Annotated in this window: 20 protein-coding genes and 1 riboswitch; of the genes, 7 read left to right on the top strand and 13 right to left on the bottom strand. The window is 54.2% G+C overall.

All coding sequences use genetic code 11. The features are described 5' to 3' along the window. Positions 1 to 369 precede the first annotated feature (369 nt). From serS to SBI19_RS19855, 4 genes are all read right to left on the bottom strand, one after another. Positions 370 to 1,689: a serine--tRNA ligase gene (gene serS, locus SBI19_RS19870; protein WP_317971280.1), complete on the bottom strand. Its 1,320-nt coding sequence runs from the start codon at positions 1,687 to 1,689 to the stop codon at positions 370 to 372. Between the two features lie 49 nt (positions 1,690 to 1,738). Next, complete coding sequence (locus SBI19_RS19865) at positions 1,739 to 1,930, bottom strand: hypothetical protein (RefSeq protein ID WP_317971279.1); 192 nt, start codon at positions 1,928 to 1,930, stop codon at positions 1,739 to 1,741. 80 nt (positions 1,931 to 2,010) lie between these two features. Next, a complete protein-coding gene (locus tag SBI19_RS19860; RefSeq protein ID WP_317971278.1) occupies positions 2,011 to 4,566 on the bottom strand; it encodes a DUF7948 domain-containing protein in 2,556 nt (851 codons plus the stop codon). Positions 4,567 to 4,644: 78 nt separating this feature from the next. Further along, complete coding sequence (locus SBI19_RS19855; protein ID WP_317971277.1) at positions 4,645 to 5,523, bottom strand: helix-turn-helix domain-containing protein; 879 nt, start codon at positions 5,521 to 5,523, stop codon at positions 4,645 to 4,647. Positions 5,524 to 5,715: 192 nt separating this feature from the next. Between SBI19_RS19855 and SBI19_RS19850 the strand changes: the two genes are divergently transcribed. Next, entirely contained in the window at positions 5,716 to 7,101 is a 1,386-nt protein-coding gene (locus SBI19_RS19850; RefSeq protein WP_317971276.1) for an MATE family efflux transporter, read from the top strand. Continuing rightward, a complete protein-coding gene (locus SBI19_RS19845) occupies positions 7,098 to 7,529 on the top strand; it encodes a hypothetical protein (RefSeq protein ID WP_317971275.1) in 432 nt (143 codons plus the stop codon). The genes SBI19_RS19850 and SBI19_RS19845 overlap by 4 nt, the downstream gene beginning before the upstream one ends. On the opposite strand, the gene SBI19_RS19840 is transcribed toward SBI19_RS19845, so the two are convergent. From SBI19_RS19840 to SBI19_RS19820, 5 genes are all read right to left on the bottom strand, one after another. Continuing rightward, positions 7,481 to 7,858, bottom strand: a complete 378-nt coding sequence (locus SBI19_RS19840) for a VOC family protein (RefSeq protein ID WP_348538016.1) — start codon at positions 7,856 to 7,858, stop codon at positions 7,481 to 7,483. The genes SBI19_RS19845 and SBI19_RS19840 overlap by 49 nt on opposite strands. A gap of 153 nt (positions 7,859 to 8,011) precedes the next feature. Next, on the bottom strand, positions 8,012 to 8,995 hold the full coding sequence (locus tag SBI19_RS19835) for a helix-turn-helix transcriptional regulator (RefSeq protein WP_317971273.1): 984 nt from the start codon (positions 8,993 to 8,995) through the stop codon (positions 8,012 to 8,014). A gap of 36 nt (positions 8,996 to 9,031) precedes the next feature. Then, entirely contained in the window at positions 9,032 to 10,057 is a 1,026-nt protein-coding gene (locus SBI19_RS19830) for a SepM family pheromone-processing serine protease (RefSeq protein WP_317971272.1), read from the bottom strand. A gap of 184 nt (positions 10,058 to 10,241) precedes the next feature. After that, positions 10,242 to 10,739 carry a preQ(1) synthase gene (gene queF, locus SBI19_RS19825; RefSeq protein ID WP_317971271.1) on the bottom strand — a complete coding sequence of 166 codons (498 nt, stop codon included), beginning with the start codon at positions 10,737 to 10,739 and terminating at the stop codon, positions 10,242 to 10,244. A gap of 13 nt (positions 10,740 to 10,752) precedes the next feature. After that, positions 10,753 to 10,796: riboswitch (PreQ1 riboswitch) on the bottom strand. A gap of 184 nt (positions 10,797 to 10,980) precedes the next feature. Further along, a complete protein-coding gene (locus SBI19_RS19820; protein WP_317971270.1) occupies positions 10,981 to 12,063 on the bottom strand; it encodes a phosphotransferase enzyme family protein in 1,083 nt (360 codons plus the stop codon). 264 nt (positions 12,064 to 12,327) lie between these two features. On the opposite strand from SBI19_RS19820, the gene SBI19_RS19815 reads away from it, so the two are divergent. Then, positions 12,328 to 12,813, top strand: coding sequence for an 8-oxo-dGTP diphosphatase (locus SBI19_RS19815; protein ID WP_317971269.1), 486 nt, complete (start codon positions 12,328 to 12,330; stop codon positions 12,811 to 12,813). Between the two features lie 115 nt (positions 12,814 to 12,928). Here SBI19_RS19815 and SBI19_RS19810 read toward each other — a convergent pair whose 3' ends face one another. After that, complete coding sequence (locus tag SBI19_RS19810) at positions 12,929 to 13,876, bottom strand: NADP-dependent oxidoreductase (RefSeq protein WP_317971268.1); 948 nt, start codon at positions 13,874 to 13,876, stop codon at positions 12,929 to 12,931. A 183-nt stretch (positions 13,877 to 14,059) separates the two neighbouring features. On the opposite strand from SBI19_RS19810, the gene SBI19_RS19805 reads away from it, so the two are divergent. Continuing rightward, positions 14,060 to 14,671, top strand: coding sequence for a TetR/AcrR family transcriptional regulator (locus SBI19_RS19805; RefSeq protein ID WP_317971267.1), 612 nt, complete (start codon positions 14,060 to 14,062; stop codon positions 14,669 to 14,671). On the opposite strand, the gene SBI19_RS19800 is transcribed toward SBI19_RS19805, so the two are convergent. Continuing rightward, positions 14,649 to 14,999, bottom strand: coding sequence for a RidA family protein (locus SBI19_RS19800; RefSeq protein ID WP_317971266.1), 351 nt, complete (start codon positions 14,997 to 14,999; stop codon positions 14,649 to 14,651). The genes SBI19_RS19805 and SBI19_RS19800 overlap by 23 nt on opposite strands. Before the next feature lie 141 nt (positions 15,000 to 15,140). Then, positions 15,141 to 16,940 (bottom strand): ABC transporter ATP-binding protein, encoded by a 1,800-nt coding sequence (locus SBI19_RS19795; RefSeq protein ID WP_317971265.1) that lies wholly within the window; start codon positions 16,938 to 16,940, stop codon positions 15,141 to 15,143. A 238-nt stretch (positions 16,941 to 17,178) separates the two neighbouring features. Between SBI19_RS19795 and SBI19_RS19790 the strand changes: the two genes are divergently transcribed. The 3 genes from SBI19_RS19790 to SBI19_RS19780 all read left to right on the top strand — a co-directional run bounded on the left by SBI19_RS19790 (position 17,179) and on the right by SBI19_RS19780 (position 21,492). Then, a complete protein-coding gene (locus tag SBI19_RS19790) occupies positions 17,179 to 17,946 on the top strand; it encodes an RNA polymerase sigma factor (RefSeq protein WP_317971264.1) in 768 nt (255 codons plus the stop codon). A 163-nt stretch (positions 17,947 to 18,109) separates the two neighbouring features. Continuing rightward, positions 18,110 to 18,694, top strand: a complete 585-nt coding sequence (gene clpP, locus SBI19_RS19785; RefSeq protein ID WP_317971263.1) for an ATP-dependent Clp endopeptidase proteolytic subunit ClpP — start codon at positions 18,110 to 18,112, stop codon at positions 18,692 to 18,694. 293 nt (positions 18,695 to 18,987) lie between these two features. After that, complete coding sequence (locus SBI19_RS19780; protein ID WP_317971262.1) at positions 18,988 to 21,492, top strand: S-layer homology domain-containing protein; 2,505 nt, start codon at positions 18,988 to 18,990, stop codon at positions 21,490 to 21,492. A gap of 106 nt (positions 21,493 to 21,598) precedes the next feature. Here the strand turns inward: SBI19_RS19780 and SBI19_RS19775 are convergent, their stop codons facing one another. Further along, positions 21,599 to 22,927, bottom strand: a complete 1,329-nt coding sequence (locus SBI19_RS19775) for an FAD-dependent oxidoreductase (protein ID WP_317971261.1) — start codon at positions 22,925 to 22,927, stop codon at positions 21,599 to 21,601. Positions 22,928 to 23,480: the final 553 nt, after the last annotated feature.

Genomic DNA, 23,480 nt, shown 5'->3' with positions numbered 1-23,480 from the left:
TGAGGCGGAGCGAGCGAGATAAGGTGCAGAAATGCACCACATGGGAGCGAATGAGGCGGAGCGAGCATGATAAGGTGCAGAAATGCACCACATGGGAGGCGAATGAGGCGGAGCGAGCGAGATAAGGTGCAGAAATGCACCACATAGGAGGCGAGTGAGGAGGGCCGAGCGAGATAAGGTGCAGAAATGCACCACATGGGAGCGAATGAGGCAGAGCGAGCGTGATAAGGTGCAGAAATGCACCACAAATCAACAAAGGAGGCCTGAATGATTGCAGACCTCCTTCTTAATCAATCGCTAAGAGCTAAGCAGCAGCAAGCAGGCAAGAAGATGGTTGTTCATCTGCATCTCTTGCATAGCAGCTATATGCTACTCCCTAGTCTCAGCCGTCGATGCATCATCGATGGCGACGGGCGGCGCGAGCCGCTTCATTCCGCCCATATACGGCTGCAGAGCAGCCGGAATGCGGATCGAGCCGTCGGCCTGCTGATGATTCTCGAGCAGCGGGATGAGAATGCGCGGCGACGCGACAGCCGTGTTATTAAGCGTGTGGCAGTAATGCAGCTTGCCATCTGCGCCGCGATAACGGATGTTCGAGCGCCGGGCTTGAAAATCATGCACGTTCGACGACGAATGCGTCTCGCCGTATGCGTCTCGGCTTGGCATCCATGTCTCGATGTCGAACTGCTGATACGTCTTCTGCGACATGTCGCCGGTACAGACGGCCATGACCCGATACGGCAGCTCCAACAGCGACAGAATATGTTCAGCATGCGCCGTAATCTCATGCAGAATGCGCTCCGACACGCTAGGGTCAGCCTCGCACAAGACGACCTGCTCCACTTTGGCGAACTGATGAACCCGGTACAGGCCATGTACATCGCGGCCTGCCGAACCAACCTCGCTGCGGAAGCAGAGCGACGCTGCGGCGAGCCGAATCGGCTCCGACACATCAACAACCTCTCCGCTGAAGTACGAGATGAGCGGCACTTCCGAAGTGCCGACAAGCAGCCGATCCTCATCAGCGATGCGATAGGTCTGATCCGCGCCAAGCGGGAAGAAGCCAGTGTTCACCATCGTTTCTTCGCGTACGGCAAGCGGTACTTCGAGCGGGGTAAACCCCTTCTCAAGCAACACATCCAGCGCGAGCTGCTGAACGGCGCGGTGGAGCAGTACGCCTGCTCCGCGCAAGTAATATTGGCGAGTTCCCGCAGTCTTAACGCCACGAGCAAGATCAATTAGGCCGTGCAGCTCTCCGAGTTGGACATGGCTCTTCGGCTCGAAATCGAAGGCAGGAGGTTCGCCGGCCTGCCGCACCTGTACATTATCCGCATCCGAGGCTCCCCGCGGAGTCGCAGGCGAGACAACGTTCGGCACGAGCAGCATCAGCTGCGACCATTGCTGTTCAACAGCAGCAAGCTTCGGCTGAAGCGAGTCCAGCTCTGCGAGCATAGCCGCATTTTCCTCGCGAACTGCGTTAGCAGCATCCGCATTGCCTTCCTGCATGAGCTTCCCGATCGTTCTCGATGCCGCATTGCGAGCTTCTCGCAGCCGATCCGTCTGCAAGATGAGACGCTTACGCTCATCGTCTAGCTCCACCAGTTCGCTAACCCGCAAGTTAATTCGCTTATCATCCGCTGCCTGCTGCACCTCGTCCGCATGTTCCCTAATCCATTTGATGTCCAACATGTAACACCGCTCCTTAAGTTTTGTCCTGAAACCAAAACAAAGAACGCCCTCATCCGTATGGGACGAGGAGCGTTCTATAACTCGCGGTGCCACCCAACTTGATCGTCAGCGCGAGGCTGAAGCGATCCGCTTTGGTTCCGCGATAACGGGCGGTGCCGGTAAACTTAGGACGAAGCTTGCAGCGGTGCGGCTGCAGCGAAGCTGTCTTGACGGGAACGCCTCCGAGTTGGATGCTCTTCACAGGCATAATGTCGATTTGAAATTATGAGCTAGTATAGCAGAGCGATGGAGCGGATGCAAGGGCAGTCAGCCTGTCATCGACTATTCCTCTTCGTCCTCCACCGTAATCTCCGTATGGACGGCGACATCGCCTAATTCACTGGATACGATATTGGTCAAAATGCCGCGTTCAAGCAGACGTATGACCGGCGCGCGCAAGCGGAACCGGATCGTATCAATCTGTCCGGGCTGATTGACGCCAAGCTCGAAATCTTCCAGCAGATCGACAACCTCTGGATGATTGCTGATGAAGAGAGACCGTGCAACAAGCTCGAAGCCTTCCGGAATGCGTGTACGCAACCTTTTTCGAATCGGAATCGAGGCTATGTTCTGTATCGTCATCGTGATGAGCGTTTCGCCGCCAGGCTGTATAATCGTCGGATTCGCCGTGACGTTAACGACAGGCGGCCGTTCTGCTGGGGGCCCTTGCGGACCTTCCGGTCCCCGTGGCCCTGGAGGCCCCGGCGGACCTTCCGGTCCCTCTGGTCCAGGCGGCCCTGGTATGGATGGATATCCGAACCTGATGATGACCGCTTTGCTTTCGGTAATCTTCTGGTCCTGCAGGTTTGTCGGGAAATCCAGGGAGAACGTTGTGGCGCCGATAAATACTTCGCTGAATGCGTTGACGCTGATGCCGCCGGCATCCTCAGATCTGGAACCTCCCAGGTAAGTGGAGTAGAGCAGATCCGTTCCTGTGAGGCTGACCATCGTAAAGAATAAATCCTGCGATCCATTCAGTTTGCTCTGCACGGCGCCTGGCACAATGGGGAAGTCCGAAGAGTTCGTTGTACCCAGCACATAAGCGGTATGAGTGGAATCAACTGCGATATTACTGCCGACATCCAAGCTCGTTCCGCCTAGGTAAGTCGAGTAGACGAGAGACGTGCCAGCCGCATTTAATTTGGTAACGAATGCGTCCGTGCTTCCTCCGAACGTCCGGGAGAAGGCGAACGTTGTAGTCGGAAAATTGGTCGAAGTCGTTGACCCTGTTACATAGGCGTTCCCTAGCGAATCGAACGCGATATCGAGAGCGGAATCGCTCCCGGAACCTCCAAGATAAGTGCCATAGTTGAGCGCCGATCCGCTCTCTTTCAATTGGGCTACGAATGCAGTATTCGTTCCGGGCGTTGGATTGGCAGTCATGAAAGCGCCGGCCGTTACCGGGAAATCACTCGATTGCGTACTGCCAGCTACATAGGCGATTCCCGCGGCTGTTACGGCAATGCCGTTCGCGATATTGGCAGCGGATCCGCCTAAGAAGGTAGAGTAGAGGAGCGCGCTTCCCGTTGCGTTGAATTTGGTTACATAAGCATCTTCTAGCACATTGCCCGGGTTCTTCGCCGTTCGCAGCGCGCCAGGCGTTGTCGGGAAGTCCGCAGAGTTCGTCGAGCCTGTGATGTAGGCGTTGCCTGCCGCGTCAATGGCAAGATCAGCAACCTGATTAGAGGTATTACTGCCGCCGATAAAAGTCGAATAGATGAGCTCGCTGCCGGATGCATTGAGTTTGAGGACGAAGATGTCGCCGTTCGGGTTGTGAACCGTGCTGAAGGCGCCTGGTGTAACAGGGAAATTGTTGCTCGTATTAAAGCCGGTGACGTAGGCATTGCCTGCCGAATCGATTGCGATGCCAGAGCCCGACGCACTGGCGTTGCCGCCGATTACAGTGGAATAAATGAATGGCTCCCCGTTCGGCGGCAGCTTAACGACGATAGCGGCGGATGTTCCTGCGAAGGTAGTTTGAAAGCTTCCCGGCGTGACGATAAAGTTCGGATCTGTTGTGCTGCCGGTTACATACGCATGGCCTGCTGCATCGCTCGCAATCGCGTTTACAAAGTTAAAAGTTCGGGTCTCACCGATCAGCTTGATATACAGCAGCAGAGGATCGATGACAAGCGGAAGGGACGGGTTGTAGTCATCTCCCCAATCATAGCCGTATTGCCGCTTAGTCCCATCGATCAGTCGGTAGCGGCACTGCAGCGTACGCTTCTCGCCATCGATCAACTGGTAGCTGTGAGGAATGCGCTCGGCGATCGTTCCGAATGCAGTCGTGATCTGCAATGCGCCATCATCGTCAATCGCGAGTCCGTCAGCACCCTCATAGGCAAATTGAATGGCATGCAAATTAGCGCCCGGCTGGGCGATGACATCGAATTTGAATCCATCATCTCCGCTGTGGAAGACCAGATCGATACCCGGCCATACGCCGCGGCAAGTGAGCTTGTCATAAACCGGCACGTCGGTGCGCCATTGGCTCGCGTTGCTGCCCAGCAATAAACTACGTGTTCCTCGGGCTTCCCCGCATGGTTCCAGAAGCGCAGATGGATCTGATCCGACCATATGAAGATTCAAGCGCACCCCGGCAAGCGTCTGTTCGTTGTTGCCGGCCTGATCTGCAACTTCCTCCCGGATTCCCGAGCTGTAGAGCATGAGCTCTACTCTGTCGTTTGCGAATCGAGCTTTCAGCCCTTTACCGTCAGCAGCATATTGAATCCCTCTTGCCAGCTCCTTCTCATTGTCGATTGCAGTGAATGAAAGCCGCGCGCTCGCCAGCGACTGCAAGATGACAGCTTCATTCTTTACTGCGTGATGACTCGACATCACAGCACCCCTTTCCGAAGATTAATCATCCTATGTCTATGTTTTATCGGGAAGTCCGTATTCGCTGACAAGCCTGCGCTAGCTCTTGATCCGGTCACGCCGAACGTCGCGGGGAGAGATGCCTTTGATCTGACGGAACAGCTTCGAGAAGCTGTTAATGCTTCTGCAGCCTACCTCCGCGGCGATTTCCGTGATGCTCATCGAGGTTTGCAGCAGCAGCCGCTCGGCTTTGTTGATTCGGTTCAGATTCATGAATTGGATGAACGTCTGTCCTGTGATCTGCTTGAATATCCGGCAAAAATGGTACACGCTCATATGCACGATCGCCGCCGCGTGTTCGACCGTTACACGTTCCATATCGTGCTGCTCCAGGTATGTGAACAGCTCCTTGAATCGGTCATTCTTCACGCGAAGCATCTCGACCTCGCTGTCGCTGCGCTTCGTCACGGTGTAGTCCCGACTCAGCCAAGTAAATAACAGCTGGCAGTATGCGCGGACGGCAAGCTCGAATCCTGGCCGCTTGGCGTTGAATTCGTCTGCAAGCAGAGCGAATGTATGGAACAGCTGCGGATAGATCGCTTCCGCTCGTCTGAATTCATTCGCAATTAACGAAAGCCCCGTTGTATACGGTGCGACGATATCGCTAATATAGGGCTCCTTCAGGCTGAGCATGGAGGGGTTGAATACAATCGTGCAGATCGTTGCCGGCGAATCGGCATTCGTTAAGCTTGCCGCATGCAGCTCGCCGCTATTGATGAACAGCATATCGCCGGGACGGGCGATAACGGTTCGTCCGCTGATCTGGTAAGCGGCCTCGCCTTGCTCGATATGAATAAGCTCGAAATGCTCATGCCAATGCAATCGTAAGAAATCAACATGCCTAAACGTTGTATGGAACACATTGATGGGGAGGGCGGGATCGGCCAGTTCCGTATTCTCCAGCAGCTCTCTATTCATCTAAGCTCTCCCTTCAGGACTGAATCGCAAGATTGGAATAATATTTGACAAGAACCATTAAGACTTCCGTTATAGATCCTTATATATTGATTAATAGTAGCACGATTCCCGAGCAAAATCGTCACTTACATCATGTGAATATTCGTTTCCGTTAGGGAAGCGTATGGTCAACAAAGGAGGCTGCGCAACGGTATGTCCGTGACAGCTCGTAAATCTATCGATTCGTTATCGCTATTCGCGCTCGCATGGCCGATCGCCATTGAGACGCTGCTGCAATTTCTTATGGGGACAGTCGATTCCCTTATGGTGAGCCGTCTAGGAGATGATGCCGTATCCGCTGTTGGATTATCGAATCAGGTGCTGCAATCCATCATGACTATATTTGTACTTATAAACGGCGGGGCCGGGATTGTTATTGCTCGGCACTGGGGAGCCGGCTCGCTGGATACCGCAAGGCGGGCATCTGCGATGGCGCTTAAAGCGGGGATGATCGGCGGAGCGCTGCTGAGTCTATTGTTCGCATTCGGCTCAGGCGGAATCATCCGCCTTATGCAGACACCGTCCGAGGTGGCGCCTGACGCCATTACGTATATGACGATCATCGGCTCGTGCGTCATCATTACAGAGCTTAATATGATGATGACGTCGATGATTCGCAGCACGGGCAACACGAGAGCCCCGATGCTGATTGCGGTCGGCATGAATGCGGTGCATCTCATTCTGAACTATGGCTTTATCTTCGGGGAGCTCGGACTGCCGAGGCTTGGCATTGTCGGCATAGGCATCTCGACCATCGTCAGCCGCCTGCTGGCTTTGTTGGTCAGCGCATGGGTATTGTCCGGTGCTTTCGAGCAGCGGTTTCAGCGTTCGGATTGGCGTGGCTTCGATCGTCCGATCTTGAAGGAAATGATGGCAATCGGCTTGCCGAATCTCGGAACAGCAGCGTCCTGGGGGTATTCGCAAATTGTGCAGCTGTCGATTGTATCCTCGCTTGGCGCTGTCTCGCTTGCCGCCTATACGTACACGAACGTCATTCAGCAGCTGCCTTGGTTGATCGGCTCTGCGCTTGGCGTAGCTGCGCAAATCCAGTGCAGTCAGCTATACGGCGGCAAACGGTATGATGCGGCTTATCGGAGCCCATATCGTGCAGCAGCGGCTGGAATCCCGCTTGCATTGGGGCTTGCTGCGCTCGTCTACAGCTTCGGCGAAGAGGCGCTCGGCTGGTTCACATCCGATGCGGACGTCATAGCGAAGGCGCTGCCGCTCTTGTTGTTATGTCTGATTTGGCAGCCGATGCGAACGTGGACCTATGCAATTACGAATACGCTTAATGCGGTTGGCGAAGCGAAGTTTGTAGCTTTAAATACAGTGATAGGGATGTGGATCTTTGCAACTGGCGGTGCTTATGTGTTCGGTGTACTGGCAGGGTGGGGGATCGTCGGGGTGCTGACAGGTCTTATGATCGATGAGGTTTATCGCGCTGTGCTCGTCGGCTGGCGATGGAGCAAACGGCGGAAGCTGCCGAAGGAGCAGGCGGTAGTTACGACCAACTTGGCCAATGGAGGGATAATGGGATGAAGCTGGAGCTGATGTATATGACAACCTGTCGAATTTGTGAAACATGCTGCGGAACGGGGAGGCAATCGTCCGACATGCAGCACAGCCGCATCCCCGAGGGCGATGCGGCTGAAGGGCAAGGGAAGCCGCTGCATCATGCCCGACATGATGCGTTACATTCCGCGCCGCTATGTGATCAATGCGCAGGCGTTGGATCGGTCCGTATTGAGCGATTTGCCGAATTGTCGCTTGAAGCGTCGCTCATCAGTCTCTGCGTTGCAGGCTGCGCGGCAGGTTACACGGGCAAGCCGCTGGTTACGGCCGTTTTGTTAGTGCTTGTCCTATTCGCGTCGAGAATGGTCAGCTTCCGTACGGAACGGTATTTGCTTACCAAGCGTCGTCACGCCTCCCGCTGCTCCACCTCATCGTCGACCTCGGCAGGGAGCTGATGGGCAACGAGCATATTGCCGTTCGGATCGAAGAAGCGGAAGAAACGATTGCCTTCCTCATCTTCATAGAGCGTTCCATCTCCTTCGTAATCGACACCGGACGCGATGACAGCCGCAGCTAGTTCATCGAGATCTTCGACCTGGATACCGATCGTTGGGAATGGGGCGCCTTTCACTGTGAAGTTGCTTGTTGTACGGTCTTCCGTCTTCCACAGATCGATGCAAGGCCCTTTTGAAAATTCCACTATCGCGAAGTCATCATAGTTAGCAATAAAGGTACAGCCTAGAACATTCTCATACCAACGAGGTATCTGGATACAGTCGACCACTGTAGAATATAAGAGGGGATTACACTAATATATTCATAGATAGAACGATGGTCAGACGGTGATTAAAGTAGTACGTTCAGATAACAGCGGTAGTCTGGGGCTAAATGGTTTTTGTCCCGGTCTACCGCTTTTTTTATTCGTTCAGTGGAGATTTCATTCCGTCGGAAGCTGCCGCTGCGGCAGCTCCTTGCGATAAGCAGAAGGGGAGATGCCGGCCCAATCCTTGAACTTCTTCGAGAAATAGAGCGGGTCGTTGAATCCGACAGCCGAGGCGACTTGGTCGATCGGCATCGATGTATCGGACAGCAGCGTCTGCGCGCGCTCCAGCCGGATTTGCATCAGATACTGCTTCGGCGACAGCCCTGTGGTCCGCTTGAACATGCGGCTCAGATGCGTTCGATGGTAGCCGAGCGTGCGAGAAAGCTGATCGATGGACACGGGTTGCGTGTAATGGAGCGACATGAAGCGAATGGCCTGCTCAATCTGCCGGTCAATCGCCGCCGTATCCAGATCGGCTGACGTTCCGTTGCCGCGGCAGATGCGGGCCATTTGACCAAGGATAAGCCGAAGCCAGCCCGAACCTTCGAGATCGGCAAGCATCGGGTCGTCCGTCTGCTGCAAACTATCGTTCAAAGCGTTGTACAGCGGCCGCAGATCGGGGAGGCGGGCGCCGCGGATAATCGGTCGTTCGGGGGTCACATCCATCGAATCGAGCAGCGTCCGCGCATGTGGACCAACGAATCCGGCCCAGACATAATGCCAAGGCTCTTCCGCATCAGCCTGATAAGAGAACAGCTCGCCTGGGAAAATAACGAATGAATCGCCGCCGCGGCATGTATACGATTGCCCCCGCGTCCGATAGACGCCGTGACCGGACAGCACCGTATGCACGAGCACATAATCGTGGATGGCAGGGCCAATCTTGTGCAGCGGATGAGGACGGCCCTCGCCGCTGAACAGAACGGTCAACTCGCCTTCGCCAGGCGCCGGGTTCATAATAAAAAGATGATAGTCGTGTTCGCCTCTCGTATCGCCGATCGGTTCAAGCGCCTGCTCATCCAGCTCATCGAATTCGTTCCGTTCAATGGGAGCGGAAATCGGTTGCCCGTCGTCATGCATGCTGTTCCGTTCATTCATCCGCTTCACATCTCCTCGGCCTTGTTCTCCAGCGGTTTAATAATTGTTCCTCAAGTAATCGACTGCTTCCTGCAGCGTCCCGACCGGTACGATACGAAGGTCGTAGCCGCGCTTCTTCGCCTCATCGATCGCTTCCTGCGCATTATGGCTGGCCGCATCTTGATCCTTCGGACAGAAGAACAGATCGACGCCGGCTTGATGAGCGGCGACAATCTTGTCGCGCATGCCGCCGATCTGGCCGACGTTGCCGTTTATATCAATTGTGCCTGTGCCGGCGATTTTCAATCCATGCGTCAGATCCTCTGACAGCAGCTGATCGAGAATTTCAAGCGAGAACATCAGCCCCGCCGACGGGCCTCCAATGTCCGATTGCGCAAAATCAATCTTGCGAGAAGGCGTCACCGCATATTCCGGCTCGAAGATCGCGCCGATGCCGGGCTGGCCTTGATTGTTATTGGACACCAGCTCAATTCGTTCCGTTCGCTCCTCGCCGTCTCGCAGAATGACCGCCTCGATGGAATCGCCTGCTTTTTTGGAAGAGGTGATGTAGCTGCTGACCGCTTGCAGGGAGATGGCCGCTTTGCCGTCTACCTTGAGCAGGATGTCGCCTACCTCCAGTACGCCTTCCGCTTTGGAGCCTGGTACAAGCATTCGCAGGAATAAGCCGGTCACACGTTTCTCTACGGGCAGTCCAGCCTCGGTCAGTGCGGAAGCAACCGCCGTCTGCTGGGAGGAGGACATCATATGCTTCAGCACGTCCATGTACTCTGCGTCCGTCAGATTGCCTTGCACATCGGATGTGCGTCGTACTTCGGTATCTTTGTCCAGCATGCCCTCGATTAACATGACAATATTGCGGGCTTTCTGCGAGTACACGGTTGTGAGGTTGAAGGTACCCCCGCTCTGCTGCTTCTGTCCTTGCTCGACCGTGACCAGCTCATGGAGCGGGTCTACCGTTCCGGGCTGATAGAGATAGTAGGGCGTCGGCACCCAGAACAGAATGATATAGAAAGCTGCGATCACGATGACCCAGCGTGTTAGGCGGCTTCGGAGCCAATTCATTGTACTTCAAACCTTTCATCGTTCAATCGTCTTCGATTCTTTCATTATCGCATAAAAGAATGTCAGTTCCCAGCGGGGTGGAAATAGAAGCTCGACGCCTACTAACATAACGACAAAGAGCTGCCCTACGAAGCCTATCGGCTTCAAGGACAGCTCTTCTTCTATAACAAGGACACCGCTGCAATTAACGGTTGTCCACTTTCTCCGGGTACATGTCGTGCTGCATCAGACGCTGCGTCGCCATCGCTTCGAACTTGGTGCCTGGCTTGCCGTAGTTGCAGTACGGGTCGATCGAGATGCCGCCGCGCGGGGTGAATTTGCCCCATACTTCAATGTAGCGCGGGTCCATCAGCTCGATCAGGTCGTTCATAATAATGTTCATGCAGTCCTCGTGGAAATCGCCGTGGTTGCGGAAGCTGAACAGATACAGCTTGAGCGATTTGCTCTCGACCATCTTCACATCCGGAATGTAGCTGATATAGATCGTTGCAAAATCCGGCTGTCCCGTAATCGGGCACAGGCTCGTGAACTCCGGGCAGTTGAACTTAACGAAGTAGTCGCGGTATGGATGTTTGTTGTCGAACGTTTCGAGCACGCTTGGCGCGTATTCGAATGGGTACTTGGTGCCTTGGTTGCCGAGGAGCGTCAGATCGCTCATTTCCTCGTGTTGTCTTCCTGTCATTATGTGGTCTCCTTTGAGCTTAGTTTTTTAGAGAGGGAGTTTGCGAACCTCTACCTTGCCCGCCTTCGGCAAGGATTTCGAAGCGCCGCCAAACGCGCAGCGCGTATCCATTATAGCAGGTTCGGACGGCTTGTGTAGGGTGGATGCTGGAATGGCAATATTTTATTGAGCTGCTGCTATCCTTGAATGTTGTTGGCGGCCAAAAGAAAAACCGCCACGATAGGCGGCGGTTCTCTATTAACTATTTAGACTGAATCTCTCGAGCCTCGCATTCAAAAGGTTCTTCACAAGAATAAATGTCGTGAAAAAATCCCTTGTACGGGATGTCGTCTTCCATGCACTTGATCAGATACGACAGCTCCTCGTCGCACTCGGGCTCCTCGCCGTTGTGCCGCATGACCTCGAAGGTGTCAACGATGTTCTCCATGATGCTTGCTTGAATAAATAAAGGCACCTGATCTAACATCGAATCCTCGACCTCGCACTCGGATCGGTATCCCGCGAGGACGGTTTCGAAATAGTCGTCCATGAACTTGCGGCGTTTATCCGCGTCCGGTTCGAATTGGATCCAGCCGACGCCTTGTATCCACAGACCTGCCAGATCAAACATGTACCAGCAGTAACATGCATTATCGAAATCATATACCGTTATCTGACCGGTATCGTAATCGATCGCATAATTGCCATCGTTATAATCAAAATGGACCATTCCGAATGTTTCACGGTTCTTGTCCAATCCTTGTAAGGTTGTAAGGAGATCGAACAGCTTCTTCTTCAGCAGCGGTAACGAGTCGGGTATCAGCTTATCGATATATTCGACATTGTATTTGTCCCCAAAGCTGTAGCGACGATGGGTCGGCTTATATGCCTTCGACAATTGGTGAAGTTTCCCCAGCGTTGCGCCGCAATTATAATAGTACTCGGCAATCGGAACGCCATCCCGATACTGATAATGATTGTCCGCAAGACTTCGTCCCTTGGCCTTCGTGAACAAGCATATATAGAAGGTGTAGTTATTGTGAGTGATCTCCTCCAGCAGACTTCCCTTCCTGGAGCTGACGACATTCGAGACGCTGCCTCCATGCTCGAATAAATATCGGATATACTCGACCTCGCCCAACAAATCTTCCCGGCTCCTGTCAGGCAAGTAAGCGATTCGGAGTACATAAGCGTTGGCGCCTTCTTGCTCGCATGTATATGCGACATTCCGCCCTCTGTCATGCGCAGGGATCAGCTGGATTTCATAGCCTTCCAGCCCGTACAACTCGGATACCAATGGAAGCAAATATGCGTTCCCGATTTCAACAACCTCGTTATGATTCAAATAATCTCTCCTTTATTGTTATTGCTTAGTGGACTTACCTACTGTTTTCTTAACGGATTTGTTGGACATTGATTCATCCATCCTCTCAGCTTAATACTCGATATTTTACCAAAAATGACATTTCAGTTCTATCAAAATATTACAATTTAAGCAAGCTCCCTATTCAAGTTAAACGCAAGCGATTTCCCATTCATGCAGGATGTTTGATGGATTTATAGAATAAGCAATTACTATCATTTTCGTGAAAGTATGCGGGAGGAACGTATGGCAGCTAGCAATGTGTGCGGATTATATACGATGTGCATCGTGCAAGACGAGGATAAAATTCTGCTCATGAACAGACCGGACAAGCTTGGATTTCCGGGTTATATCGGTCCTGGCGGCAAAGTGGATTTCCCCGAAAGCTTCACCGAAGGGGCGGTACGCGAGCTGCGAGAAGAGACGGGGCTGCTCGTGCAGCCGGAGGATCTGATCTTCAAAGGCATCGACGAATATGTCGTGCCGAAGACGAATTATCGGTATTTGGTTTTTAATTATCTCGCGACTCAATATACAGGAGAGCTGCTAACGAACCCGCCCGAGGGGGAGTTATGTTGGGTTACCGTGGAGGAGGCGCTCGAATTGCCGATGCAGTCATGGTTCCGACGGAGACTGCCGTTGTTCTTCGAACCGGGCACCTTCGAGATATCGGTCGTGTGGGACGAGGAAAGTGACAGCTCGATTGAGGATAAAGTGAGACAGCTTGGATAAAAAGAACCCCTCGCCGTGAATGAACGGCCGAGGGGCTTTGCATTTTAGAGGTCATCCCCGTTCAATCATTTACTTTGCTCGATCGCAAGAAATTTAGAGACCGCTGGATTCACCACTACAACACGCGGATGACGATTTTACCGCGCGCTCGGCGGCTCTCGCTTTTTTCATGTGCCTTGGCAGTTTCCTCTAAGGGGAATACAGAGTCGATCGTTATGTTCAATTGCCCTCCGTTAACTAGGCGGGTCAATTCGTTTAGATGAGCAGCAGTGATCGGCGGGTACTGCACCTCTTGGACTGTTACAGACGCCTGTGCCGCTTTGTCCGACGAATAGCGCCCCCGCGTAATCGGTACGAGGCGGCCTCCCGGCTTAAGGGCATTCAGAAGCCAGTCTACGTTTTCTCCTCCCGCTGTATCGAGGACAATGTCCACGCTATGTTCGATCTCTGCCGGTAGACCGGTCGTATAGTCGACAAACGCATGGACGCCAAGATCGAACAAGTATGGCTTGTTACGGGCGGAAGCGGCTCCGATGACGCGCGCGCCTTTCCATCGAGCGAGTTGGACCGCAAGGTGGCCGACTCCCCCGGCGGCACCGTTGATCAGTACCGTTTGTCCCGTCTTTAGTTTTCCCTGCTCGAACAGCGCATGCCAAGCGGTAAAGCCAGACTGAGGCAAAGCTGCCGCCTCGACAAAATCAACCGATTCAGGTTTAAGTGCCAAATGCCCCGCCGGCACAACGACATATTCCGCGCAGCCTCCACTGTTGACGGTCATCCCGTAAACGGCATCGTCCGGACGAAAGCCCGTTACTCCAGCCCCCACGCTGGCAACCACTCCCGACACATCCCAGCCCGGAATATAAGGAAGTTTGAACCGATCACCAGCCAAGCCCGATCGGATCTGCCAATCGCCTGGATTTACGCCGACTGCATGAACGCGGACGAGAACTTCGTCTTCACCTGCCGTCGGAACGGGCACTTCCTCGCAACGCAGTACATCCGGCCCTCCGTAAGTAGAATAACGAATCGCTTTGATTCTCTGAGGTATTTCCATCGCCATGATCATTCATCCCTCTTCGCTTCATTGAATAAACGGGCCGCGTTCACTACAATAGTAATAAAGTAAAAGACTGGTAACAACGGACAATGCAGCCCGAAAGTCGTTTACATGACAAACCGGCGATTTTGTCGGGGCTGTCGGCTCTTGAGCTCCGTTGATGTCAAGCGAGGAGCGTTATAAGCGATGGAAATGGAGAGAAATGAAGCCGATAGACGACGGAGACGGTCGCAGTTACTGCTGAAGCAATCGTTCGCGGAACTTATGCGGGAAAAGGGATTTACCGCGATGACCATCCAAGATATCACCGACCGCGCAGATGTACACAGGGGGACGTTCTACGCTCATTTTCCGGACAAATTCGCGCTGCTGGAGCAGTCTATTCGTGATAAATTTCGCCATTTACTAGGGCGTGAACTTCCGCCGGATGCAGGTTGGAATCCCGAGCATTTGCGCGCGCTGGTTCGAATAGTACTGGAACACGTTCGCTCGTTATACGGTCGTTGCAGCCCTGTCGATACCGTCAACCCGCTATTCGAGAGCTCGGTCCGTGACGAGCTCGCCGAATTGCTGCATCACTGGCTGCAACGGCTTCGGGCGGACCAGGCCGATTGGATCATCCATGTCGATACGATGGCTCTCATGACAAGCTGGTCGATATTCGGCGCCGCGGTACAATGGACCAAATCATATGAGGATATAAGCGTGGACGAAATGACCGACCGCGTCGTAGACGTGCTGACAGAAGGCGCAGGCCGATTTGCGTTTAACGACATTACTCCTCGACCTCGAATATAGAATCAATAATGATCGGCAGATTCGCTCGAACGGATGCAGCCCCGAATACGGAGCGGGCACATAAGCCTTTCTCTAAGAATACGTCCAGCATCAGATCGGAGCAGCCGCTGAGTACCTTGTGGTGCTCCTCGAATTGCGGGTCCGCATTCACGAAGCCTTGCAGCTTCACGACTCGTTTCACCCGATCGAGGGTGCCGAGCGCGGATTGCACAACCGCGAGAATCTCGATGCCGGTCTGCCTCGCGAATCGATAGCCTTCCTCTGTCGTGAATTGCTGTCCCAGCTTGCCCTTCGGGTTGCCCGCTGGCCCTTTGCCCGATAAGAACAACGGCTGCCTGCCTGTACGAAGTTTGCGTATCTTGCTGCCGGCTCGCTGGCCCTAGGAAGGAAAACGCCTAATTCTTCAAGTCGTTTCGCAATCGTATTTCCTGACATTTGAACATCCCCCTAGTTATCTCCTAATGGATATCTATGCGCTTGCAGCCGCAACCGCTATATTCTGGCGGTCCCAGTAGCGGCGGAACCTGCCGTCAGCCGCAATCAGCTGCTCCATTGTACCGTGCTCGACGACTTCGCCGTCATCGATGAATAGAATGTAATCCGCTTCGCGAATGGTCGACAGCCGGTGCGCGATAATGATCTTCGTGCAGTCGGCGGCCCATTGGCCCAGATCCGACTGGAAGGATGATTCCGTCTCCACATCGAGTGCTGACGTCGGCTCATCCAGCACGAGGATGGAGGCGCTGCGCAGAATAGCGCGGGCGATGGAGAGCCGCTGCTTCTGTCCATGCGACAGCTTGATGCCGCGCTCGCCGATCTCGCTGTCATAGCCTTCCGGCAGCGCGCTGATGAAATCATGCGCCTGCGCAAGCTGCGCCGCACGTTCTACTTCCTCGCGCGATGCCTCAGGTCTGCCGATGGCGATGTTATCGAACACGCTGCCATCGAATAAGAAAATATCCTGCGACACGAGCGCCATATGCTGGCGAAGCGAGTGGAGCTGGTACGACGTGAGCGGGACGTCGTTGAGCGAGATGCGACCGCTGGCTGGATCGTAGAAGCGGTAGAGCAGCTTGACGATCGTGCTCTTGCCCGCACCGCTCGGTCCGACAAACGCGATGGACCGGCCCGCCTGCACTTCGAAGCTAATATTGCGCAAGGTGTTTGCTTTCTCGCCATAGTCGAAGGATACGTTGTCGTATCGGATGGAAGGAGCGGCCTCGGGCAGCGGAATGCCATCCGATATATTTTCCTCCTGCATATCCATGACCTCGTACAAACGACGCGCGCCTGAAACGGACCGCTGCAGGTTGTTGATTGTATCGACAAGGACGGTGAACGGCTCCGACACTTTATCCAGCAGCGTGATGAAGGCAACGAGACCGCCTGCTCCGATCTGTCCGCTTGCCATCATCGTCATGCCGACGCCTACGCCTGCGACATAGCCGAGCTTGGACGGAATATCCTTCACGATGCCGCGAATCGTGCCGACGTTCGTCAGCAGCACATTGTAGGCGACGCCTCTGCGCTGAATATCGGTCATTCGGTCGTGAATCATATCCTCCATTTGGTTCGCTTTGACCTCGCGGACGCCTTGGAGCATCTCGCTCATCGTGAAGAATACTTCACGAGAAACGGTATTCTGCAGATGGAGCGCTTGCTTGAATCTGTTGCGATAGACGAGTGTGCTAAGCAGCTGGATCGGACCGATGATGATGGCGATGGCGCCGAGCAGCGGGTGAACGGTCATCAGATAAAGTCCAACAATGATGAAAGAGATAGGGAGTGTGATGAGCTTCTGTACGTCGAAGACGACGAAATCCTTCGCTATCTCCAGCTCATTACGCATAATGTTGATTGAGGTGGAGCTGTGGTTGCTTTCATGGAACGAGAGCGGAAGTCGCTGCACATGGTTGAGCACCTGGCGCCGCATATCGTAGACGACCGATTCGTTCAATGCGGAGCGCAGCCAGTTGTTCACGAACGTTAACGAGAGCTGGAGCACGAAGACGATGACGAAGACGACGAGCAGCCAGGCTACCGTGCGGCCCGGGATGTCGGGCGCTTGGTCGAACAACCGCCGGCTGGCCTCCGCGAACAGAAGCGCTGTAGCGGTCAGGGCGAGCTGCGCGCTGATTGCGCCGGCGTAGTACCATCGGAATTTGCGGATAATCGATAGAAATTGCCGGAAGGTTCGATCTTGGAACAGGGACCAGACGGATCTGCTTGCAGTTGGCGCGGGACCAGGCTCTGTACGATGCTGCAGCATGAGTGGGTGCCTCCAGTGAGTGAAGTGATGGTATTGGAATAGCTGGCAAATTGTTCTATTGGATTAGGATTATCCTATCATCCATGATGAGTTTCAACAAGTGTGGGGAATACGGCTATAATAAATGTAAAGCGTGGTTTAATCTGCGAAAAAAATGTTCGGAACACCGTATCGTTAAGCACGGGGATTCACGTTATACGTAAGGGAGAGATCGATCAAGGAAGGCAGGAGATACGGCATGAATCGGTTACAGGATCAGGAGCGCATGCATGTGCTTATCGAGGAACAGCAGCAGCGGCTGAAGCGATTTTGCCGCAAGCTTGCGGGCTCTAGGTGGGACGCGGACGATCTCGCGCAGATCACTTGGATGAAGGTATGGCAGCAGGGAGCGGGCAATCGGCTCGTAAGCAGCTCGTATCTATACCGCGTGGCGGCGAATGCTTGGATCGATCTGTGCCGCAAGCGGCGGATTGCGTGCGAGGAGTTGACCGTGCAGCTCGCGGAGCGGGTGGCGTCGGAGGATCGGGTAGAAGCATCGGCTGAGCTGTCAGAAGCGATGGCGGCAGTTGTATCGCTGCTCCCTGTACGTCAACGGATCATATTGCTGTTCATGGAGGGGCTCCAGTTCACGGCGGCCGAGACGGCAGTACTGCTGGAGGTGTCGGAAGGCGCGGTGAAAGCCGCGCTGCATCGGGCACGGACGAAGCTGGAGGCTTGGAGACAGGAGCGGGCCGGCGGAGGCCGTCGTGTGCGGGGCGCAAGATTGGCAGCTGTTTGCGGCGGCAAAGCTGATGAAGCCGTTGTTTATGCTTATCTGGAAGCGTTCCGAACGCGAAACATAACCGGACTGCTCCTGCTGTTGAATGCGGATGAGTCGCAGGATGTGCTGCCAGCGGTTCAAGGCGTGCATAGTGCACCGGTTAAGGCCAATACAGGTGCAGGCGTTGTGAGAAGTTTCTTCGGCGGTCAGTCGCTTGGCGAAGGTACGGTTATGTGCGCTGCTTAGCTCATGCTTACGACGCAACGTTTTTAGCTCGATCGCAAGCCTTGCTTGTCGATCTCTCCCAACTAAAAACTTAGCTCATGCTTCCGATGCAATGTTTTGTGCCAGACCTTCGAGCTCTGCTCGATCGGTCTCTCCCAATCACAAAACATTTGAGGTGAATCCCATGTCCAACTACGTTCCTTATGTAGTCGAGCACAGCAGCCGCGGCGAGCGGTCTTACGATATATATTCGCGTTTGTTGAAGGATCGAATCATCTTCCTGGGTTCGGCGATCGATGATCAGGTGGCGAACAGCATTACCGCCCAGATGTTATTTCTAGCGGCGGAGGATCCGGACAAAGATATTTACTTCTATATCAATAGCCCAGGCGGATCGACGACGGCCGGCTTCGCAATTTACGATACGATGCAGTACGTGAAGCCGGATGTGCAGACGATATGCGCGGGGATGGCGGCATCGTTCGCGGCGATCCTATTGCTGTCGGGAACCAAAGGCAAACGGTTCGCGCTCCCGAACAGCGAAGTCATGATTCACCAGCCGCATGGCGGCGCACAAGGTCAGGCGAGCGATATCGCCATTACGGCCAAACGTATTATTTCTACTCGCGAGCGTTTGAACCAAATTACAGCCGATCGTACGGGTCAGCCGCTCGAGCGGGTGGAGAAGGACATGGATCGCGACTACTTCATGACTGCCGAAGAAGCCCGTGAATACGGCATCATCGACCAGATCATTACGAAAGCGTAGCTCGTTAAAGAACGTTTAAATAGTGGAAGCCCGTCAGGATGAAAACCTGACGGGCTTGTTTGTGTTCAGCTGATCAGCTGTAGAAGTCTAGCATCCATCCATATGCTAGGCGATTTTACGAGAACTACATATGCAATTAACGATCGTCGAATGTTTGTCCTATACGATGCTAGTATGTGTTGTTTTACATTTATTAGGATGTAAAAAATCCGGCGTTTGCTCATCCAGACATCATCGCGTTGCCGACGGGAATACGATTGGCCAACCATTCATGAGATGGAGGAAAGCTTACAATGAAAAGAGTAAACCCGTTTGTCCGCTCGCGCATGCATCGCATTCCAACGTTGTCGCTTGCAGCAGCACTGGTATGGAGCGGTGTGCTCGCAGGCATCCCTGCGGGAGAGAATGGCCGTGCACATGCAGAGGAAACGCAGCCCGGCACAGCGGAACCGACCTCGAACCCGTTCGAGCTCCGCGTATTGCACACGAATGATACGCATGCGCATCTGGACAGCGTCGCGCGCCGCGTGACGGCCATTAAGAACGCTCGCAACGACAATACGCTGCTGCTCGACGCGGGTGACGTGTTCTCGGGCACGCTGTATTTTAACAAGTATGAGGGACTTGCTGATTTATGGTTTATGAAAGAACTCGGCTATGATGTCATGACATTCGGCAATCATGAGTTTGATAAAGGACCTGCGACGCTCAAAACTTTCATTCAGGGCGCATCCTTCCCGTTCGTTAGCAGCAATATCAACTTCGTCACGGAGCCGAACCTGAGCCCGCTGTTCAGCGCAAGCGTAGGCGAGCCAGGGGAGAGCGGCCATATTTATCCGGCGATCATCCGCGAAGTGAATGGCGAGAAGGTCGGGATCTTCGGTCTGACCACGCCAGATACGGCGGCCTTGTCCTCGCCGGGCGAGTCCATCCGCTTCCAAGATATAAAGGCTAGCGCTCAGCAAGCCGTTGCGGCGCTTCAAGAGAAGGGCGTTAATAAGATCATCGCCTTGTCCCACATCGGCTACAACCTGGACGAGCAGCTGGCGGATGAGGTTGCGGGTATCGACATTATTGTAGGCGGTCATTCGCATACGAAGCTGAGCGCACCTGTCGTTCACCATGCGGATGATGAGCCGACGATAATCGTCCAAACTGGCGAATACGGCGCCTTCCTTGGTCAGTTGGATGCAACGTTCGATGCCGATGGCGTGCTGACCGCTTGGGACGGCAAGCTGATCGAGATTGACGCGAAGGACACTGCGGGACAATATATCATTGCTTCGGACACGGCTGCTCAGACGAAGCTGGCGGAATTCGCCGGACCGCTGGACGAGTTGAAAAAGACGGTTATCGGCTACACGGAAACGGTGCTCGACGGCGAGCGCGGCAACGTGCGCAAGAAGGAGACGAACCTTGGCGATCTGGTCGCGGACGGCATGCTGGCGAAGGTGAAGAGCCTCGTACCGGCTGCGGCGGATGTGGAAGGTTACGTCACGATTCAGAACGGAGGCGGCATCCGTGCATCGATTGACACAGGTGACATTACGCTTGGCGAACTGCTGACCGTTATGCCGTACGGCAACAATCTGACCGCGCTCAAGATGACGGGTCAGGAGATTGTCGCTGCGCTTGAGAATGGCGTGAGCGGCGTTCAGACAGGCGAAGGACGTTTCCCGCAAGTGGCAGGCATGCGCTTCTATTATGACTCCACGAAGCAAGGCGAGGTTGTCGACTCCGTTAAGAATGAGATCGTAACGGCAGGCCAGCGCATTGCGAAAGTGCAGATCAAGAATGCAGACGGCTCATACTCCGACATCAAGCCGGACGCTTACTATATCGTCGCTACGAATTCGTTCATGGCCGACGGCGGCGACTTCTATGCTTCGATGAAGAAGGCGAAGCAGGCGGGAAGACATTATGAATTGAATCTTGTTGATTATGAGGTGTTCCGCAGCTACTTGGATACGATCGGTCGGGTTAATCGTTCGACGGAAGAACGCATTACCGATCTATTAGGATCGGCACTTCCATCCACTGGCGGCGGCACGGATACTACGAATCCGAATACAGGCAATCCGAATAATTCCGGCGGCATCACCGGCGGAAACGATACGAACGCGGGCGGATCGGATAGTGGGGAGAACAACGAAGCGGGCAGCGGTGACACGGGAAGCAGCACCGGTGAAACCGACACTGACACCGGCAGTACGGGTAACGACAGCACCAGCAATGCTGCGCCGTTCGCGGACGTTCCTGCTGATCATTGGGCGGCAGCGGCGATTCGAAACGCGGTGGAACGTGGAATCGCTGCCGGTTACCCGGACGGCACGTTCAAGCCGGGCGGCACGACATCGAGAGCGGAGTTCGCGGTTATGCTTGGCCGCGCTTTCGGCTTGCAGGCGAATGCATCCGGCACGGCAGCGAGCATCACGGACTGGAGTGGCATACCAGCGTGGGCGCAGCCATACATATCGCAAGAAGTGGCGGCTGGCATCATTGGCGGCTACGAGGACGGCACATTCCGTGCGTCGCAGCGTATATCGCGGACCGAAATGGTCGTCATGCTCGTGCGTGCGCTCGGCATTGAGCCAAGCAAGCAAACTGCAGCAAGCACTGGCAGTCTGCCATACACAGACGCGGCTTCGATACCGGCATGGGCGGTTCCTTATATTGCGGCGGCCTACGAGGCAGGGCTCATCCAAGGCATCGGCGGCAAGTTCGATCCGAACAGCGAAGCAACGCGTGCTGAAGTCGTGACCGTACTGATTGCCGTCCTTGCCTATATCGGCAAGTAACAGATAGTGAAGCTGAAACAGCCCGCCGCGTCCATGAGAGACGCGGCGGGCTGTTTGTGTTTGCCGAGCGTAGAGCACGGCTTGCGATTTATTCGTTTCACTGCGATTACATCGCCTGCAGACCTGCCTGGTTAAGCAAATTCCACGGCTTGTTGTAGTGCGGCTGGAAGAAGAAGTCGACGAAGGTCAGTTCGTTCATCGTCATGCCATTCTGGATGCAGACCGACATCGTGTTGATCGCCTGCGTCAGGTCGTCCTTCGACAGCACTTGCGCACCGACGATGCGGCCGGTCTCCGCTTCGTATACGACTTTGAGCAGCACTTTCTCGTACGTCGGCATGAACTCTGGACGATCATTGTCCTCGAGCAGCACGGTTTTCACTTGCATGCCTGCATCAAGCGCGGCTTGCTCCGTCATGCCGGTCGATGCAATGTTGAGATCGTAGATCTTGATGCCCGACGTACCTTGCGTACCCATGTAGCGGACGGTTGGCTTCAGCAGGTTGCGTGCGACGAGCGTTCCCATCCGTACCGCGTTCGTTGCGAGCGGGATATAAGCGTGTTTATGCGTCGGGTTATAGAAGACTGCGCAGCTGTCGCCGGCAGCGAATACATCCGGATGGCTTGTGCGCATGTACTCGTCGACGATGATCGCCCCATTGGGCAGCATGTCGACTTGGCCTTTCAGCAATTCGGTGTTCGGGCGGAAGCCGATGCACAGGACGACGAGATCCGTTGCGTATTCGCCAACTGTCGTCACTACCGTGTCGACTCGGCCATCCTCGCCGCGGAAGCCGGTTACCGTCTGACCAAGCTGAAGCTCGATATCCCGTGCAGTCAGTTCTTGTTCAATGGCGTCCGTGAATTCGCGGTCGAGATATTTGAACAGGATGCGATCCATGTTATCGATAAGCGTTACTTTCTTGCCGAGCAGCTCGAACGCTTCGACAAGCTCGATGCCGATGTAACCAGCGCCAATGACGGTGATGCGTTCTGCGTGCTGGGCTTTGTCGATGATCGTCTGGGCGTGAGCGTAGTTTTTGCAGAGGACAATGTTGTCCAGCTCCATGCCGTCCAGCTTCGGAATGATCGGCCACGACCCGGTCGTCATGACGATCTTATCGTACGTATCGTTCAGTATTTCGCCGGTTGCCAGATTGCGTGCCCGAAGCCTGTGATTCTCGGTGTCGACATCAAGCACGTCATGACGCATATTCATTCGTACGCCCATCGCGGTCAGCTGCTGCGGCGATGCGTAGAACAATTTATTCACGTCCTGTACAACGCCGCCGACATGAAGGGCGATGCCGCACGATAGGAACGATACGTTGTCATTCCGTTCATATACCGTAATTTGCGCTTCGGGATAAAGCTTAGCCATTTGTGTTACAGCAGCCGTACCGGCATGCGTGCATCCAATAACCGCGATCTTCATACGAGATTCCTCCTCAAATTTCCTGTGAATTAATTCACATACTTAGCTAAAATTAAACTGCGTTTGAGCGAACATTAACGGGATGATCGATTGGGACTGCTCCGAGTTCGTGACGGCATCCTTTGTGTCCTGTTGAGTGTTAAACTCCTCAGTAGGACGTGAACGCTAAGTTCGGTAGCGCAGGTCTGCGCTTTTGTTAGGTTGCAGTCAGGTTGTTTAATTAGCTGAGCAGTTAGTTGTGATTTAATTCACAACCTCTTGTTGCTCTTATCATATGCGACTTTGAATCGTTTGACAATAGGTTGTGATATATTTCACATGTTAGTCACAACTGAGGCTCGGAAGGCAACCTCAACCCTTGCAGAGTGCGGCATATTCGGCAGCCCGCATCGGCAATGAGGGCGCACCATGAAACAAACCTGCAGCGTATGCAGCAGGTTCTCTCAAGAGGATAGCTGAGTTTCGTTCTTTCACACGGCATGCAATCCGAATAACAGCGCGCCAACTCCAATCATAATAAGCGATGCCAGCCAGAGGGAGGTGCGCGGGAGTG

Origin of the sequence: Paenibacillus sp. CCS19 (genome assembly GCF_033239625.1) — a bacterium.
Taxonomy (GTDB): domain Bacteria; phylum Bacillota; class Bacilli; order Paenibacillales; family Paenibacillaceae; genus Paenibacillus_T.
Note: the sequence above shows the minus strand (reverse complement) of the source record. Positions and strands in the feature narration are given on the sequence as shown.

Coding starts and splice junctions, on each gene's coding strand:
- SBI19_RS19805 (WP_317971267.1), top strand. CDS start 14,060: ATGGAAATGGAGAGAAATGAAGCCGATAGACGACGGAGACGGTCGCAG.
- queF (WP_317971271.1), bottom strand. CDS start 10,739: ATGACAGGAAGACAACACGAGGAAATGAGCGATCTGACGCTCCTCGGC.
- SBI19_RS19860 (WP_317971278.1), bottom strand. CDS start 4,566: ATGTCGAGTCATCACGCAGTAAAGAATGAAGCTGTCATCTTGCAGTCG.
- SBI19_RS19830 (WP_317971272.1), bottom strand. CDS start 10,057: ATGAATTGGCTCCGAAGCCGCCTAACACGCTGGGTCATCGTGATCGCA.
- SBI19_RS19850 (WP_317971276.1), top strand. CDS start 5,716: ATGTCCGTGACAGCTCGTAAATCTATCGATTCGTTATCGCTATTCGCG.
- SBI19_RS19795 (WP_317971265.1), bottom strand. CDS start 16,940: ATGCTGCAGCATCGTACAGAGCCTGGTCCCGCGCCAACTGCAAGCAGA.
- SBI19_RS19790 (WP_317971264.1), top strand. CDS start 17,179: ATGAATCGGTTACAGGATCAGGAGCGCATGCATGTGCTTATCGAGGAA.
- SBI19_RS19855 (WP_317971277.1), bottom strand. CDS start 5,523: ATGAATAGAGAGCTGCTGGAGAATACGGAACTGGCCGATCCCGCCCTC.
- SBI19_RS19845 (WP_317971275.1), top strand. CDS start 7,098: ATGAAGCTGGAGCTGATGTATATGACAACCTGTCGAATTTGTGAAACA.
- SBI19_RS19835 (WP_317971273.1), bottom strand. CDS start 8,995: ATGAATGAACGGAACAGCATGCATGACGACGGGCAACCGATTTCCGCT.
- SBI19_RS19815 (WP_317971269.1), top strand. CDS start 12,328: ATGGCAGCTAGCAATGTGTGCGGATTATATACGATGTGCATCGTGCAA.
- serS (WP_317971280.1), bottom strand. CDS start 1,689: ATGTTGGACATCAAATGGATTAGGGAACATGCGGACGAGGTGCAGCAG.
- SBI19_RS19810 (WP_317971268.1), bottom strand. CDS start 13,876: ATGGCGATGGAAATACCTCAGAGAATCAAAGCGATTCGTTATTCTACT.
- clpP (WP_317971263.1), top strand. CDS start 18,110: ATGTCCAACTACGTTCCTTATGTAGTCGAGCACAGCAGCCGCGGCGAG.
- SBI19_RS19775 (WP_317971261.1), bottom strand. CDS start 22,927: ATGAAGATCGCGGTTATTGGATGCACGCATGCCGGTACGGCTGCTGTA.
- SBI19_RS19780 (WP_317971262.1), top strand. CDS start 18,988: ATGAAAAGAGTAAACCCGTTTGTCCGCTCGCGCATGCATCGCATTCCA.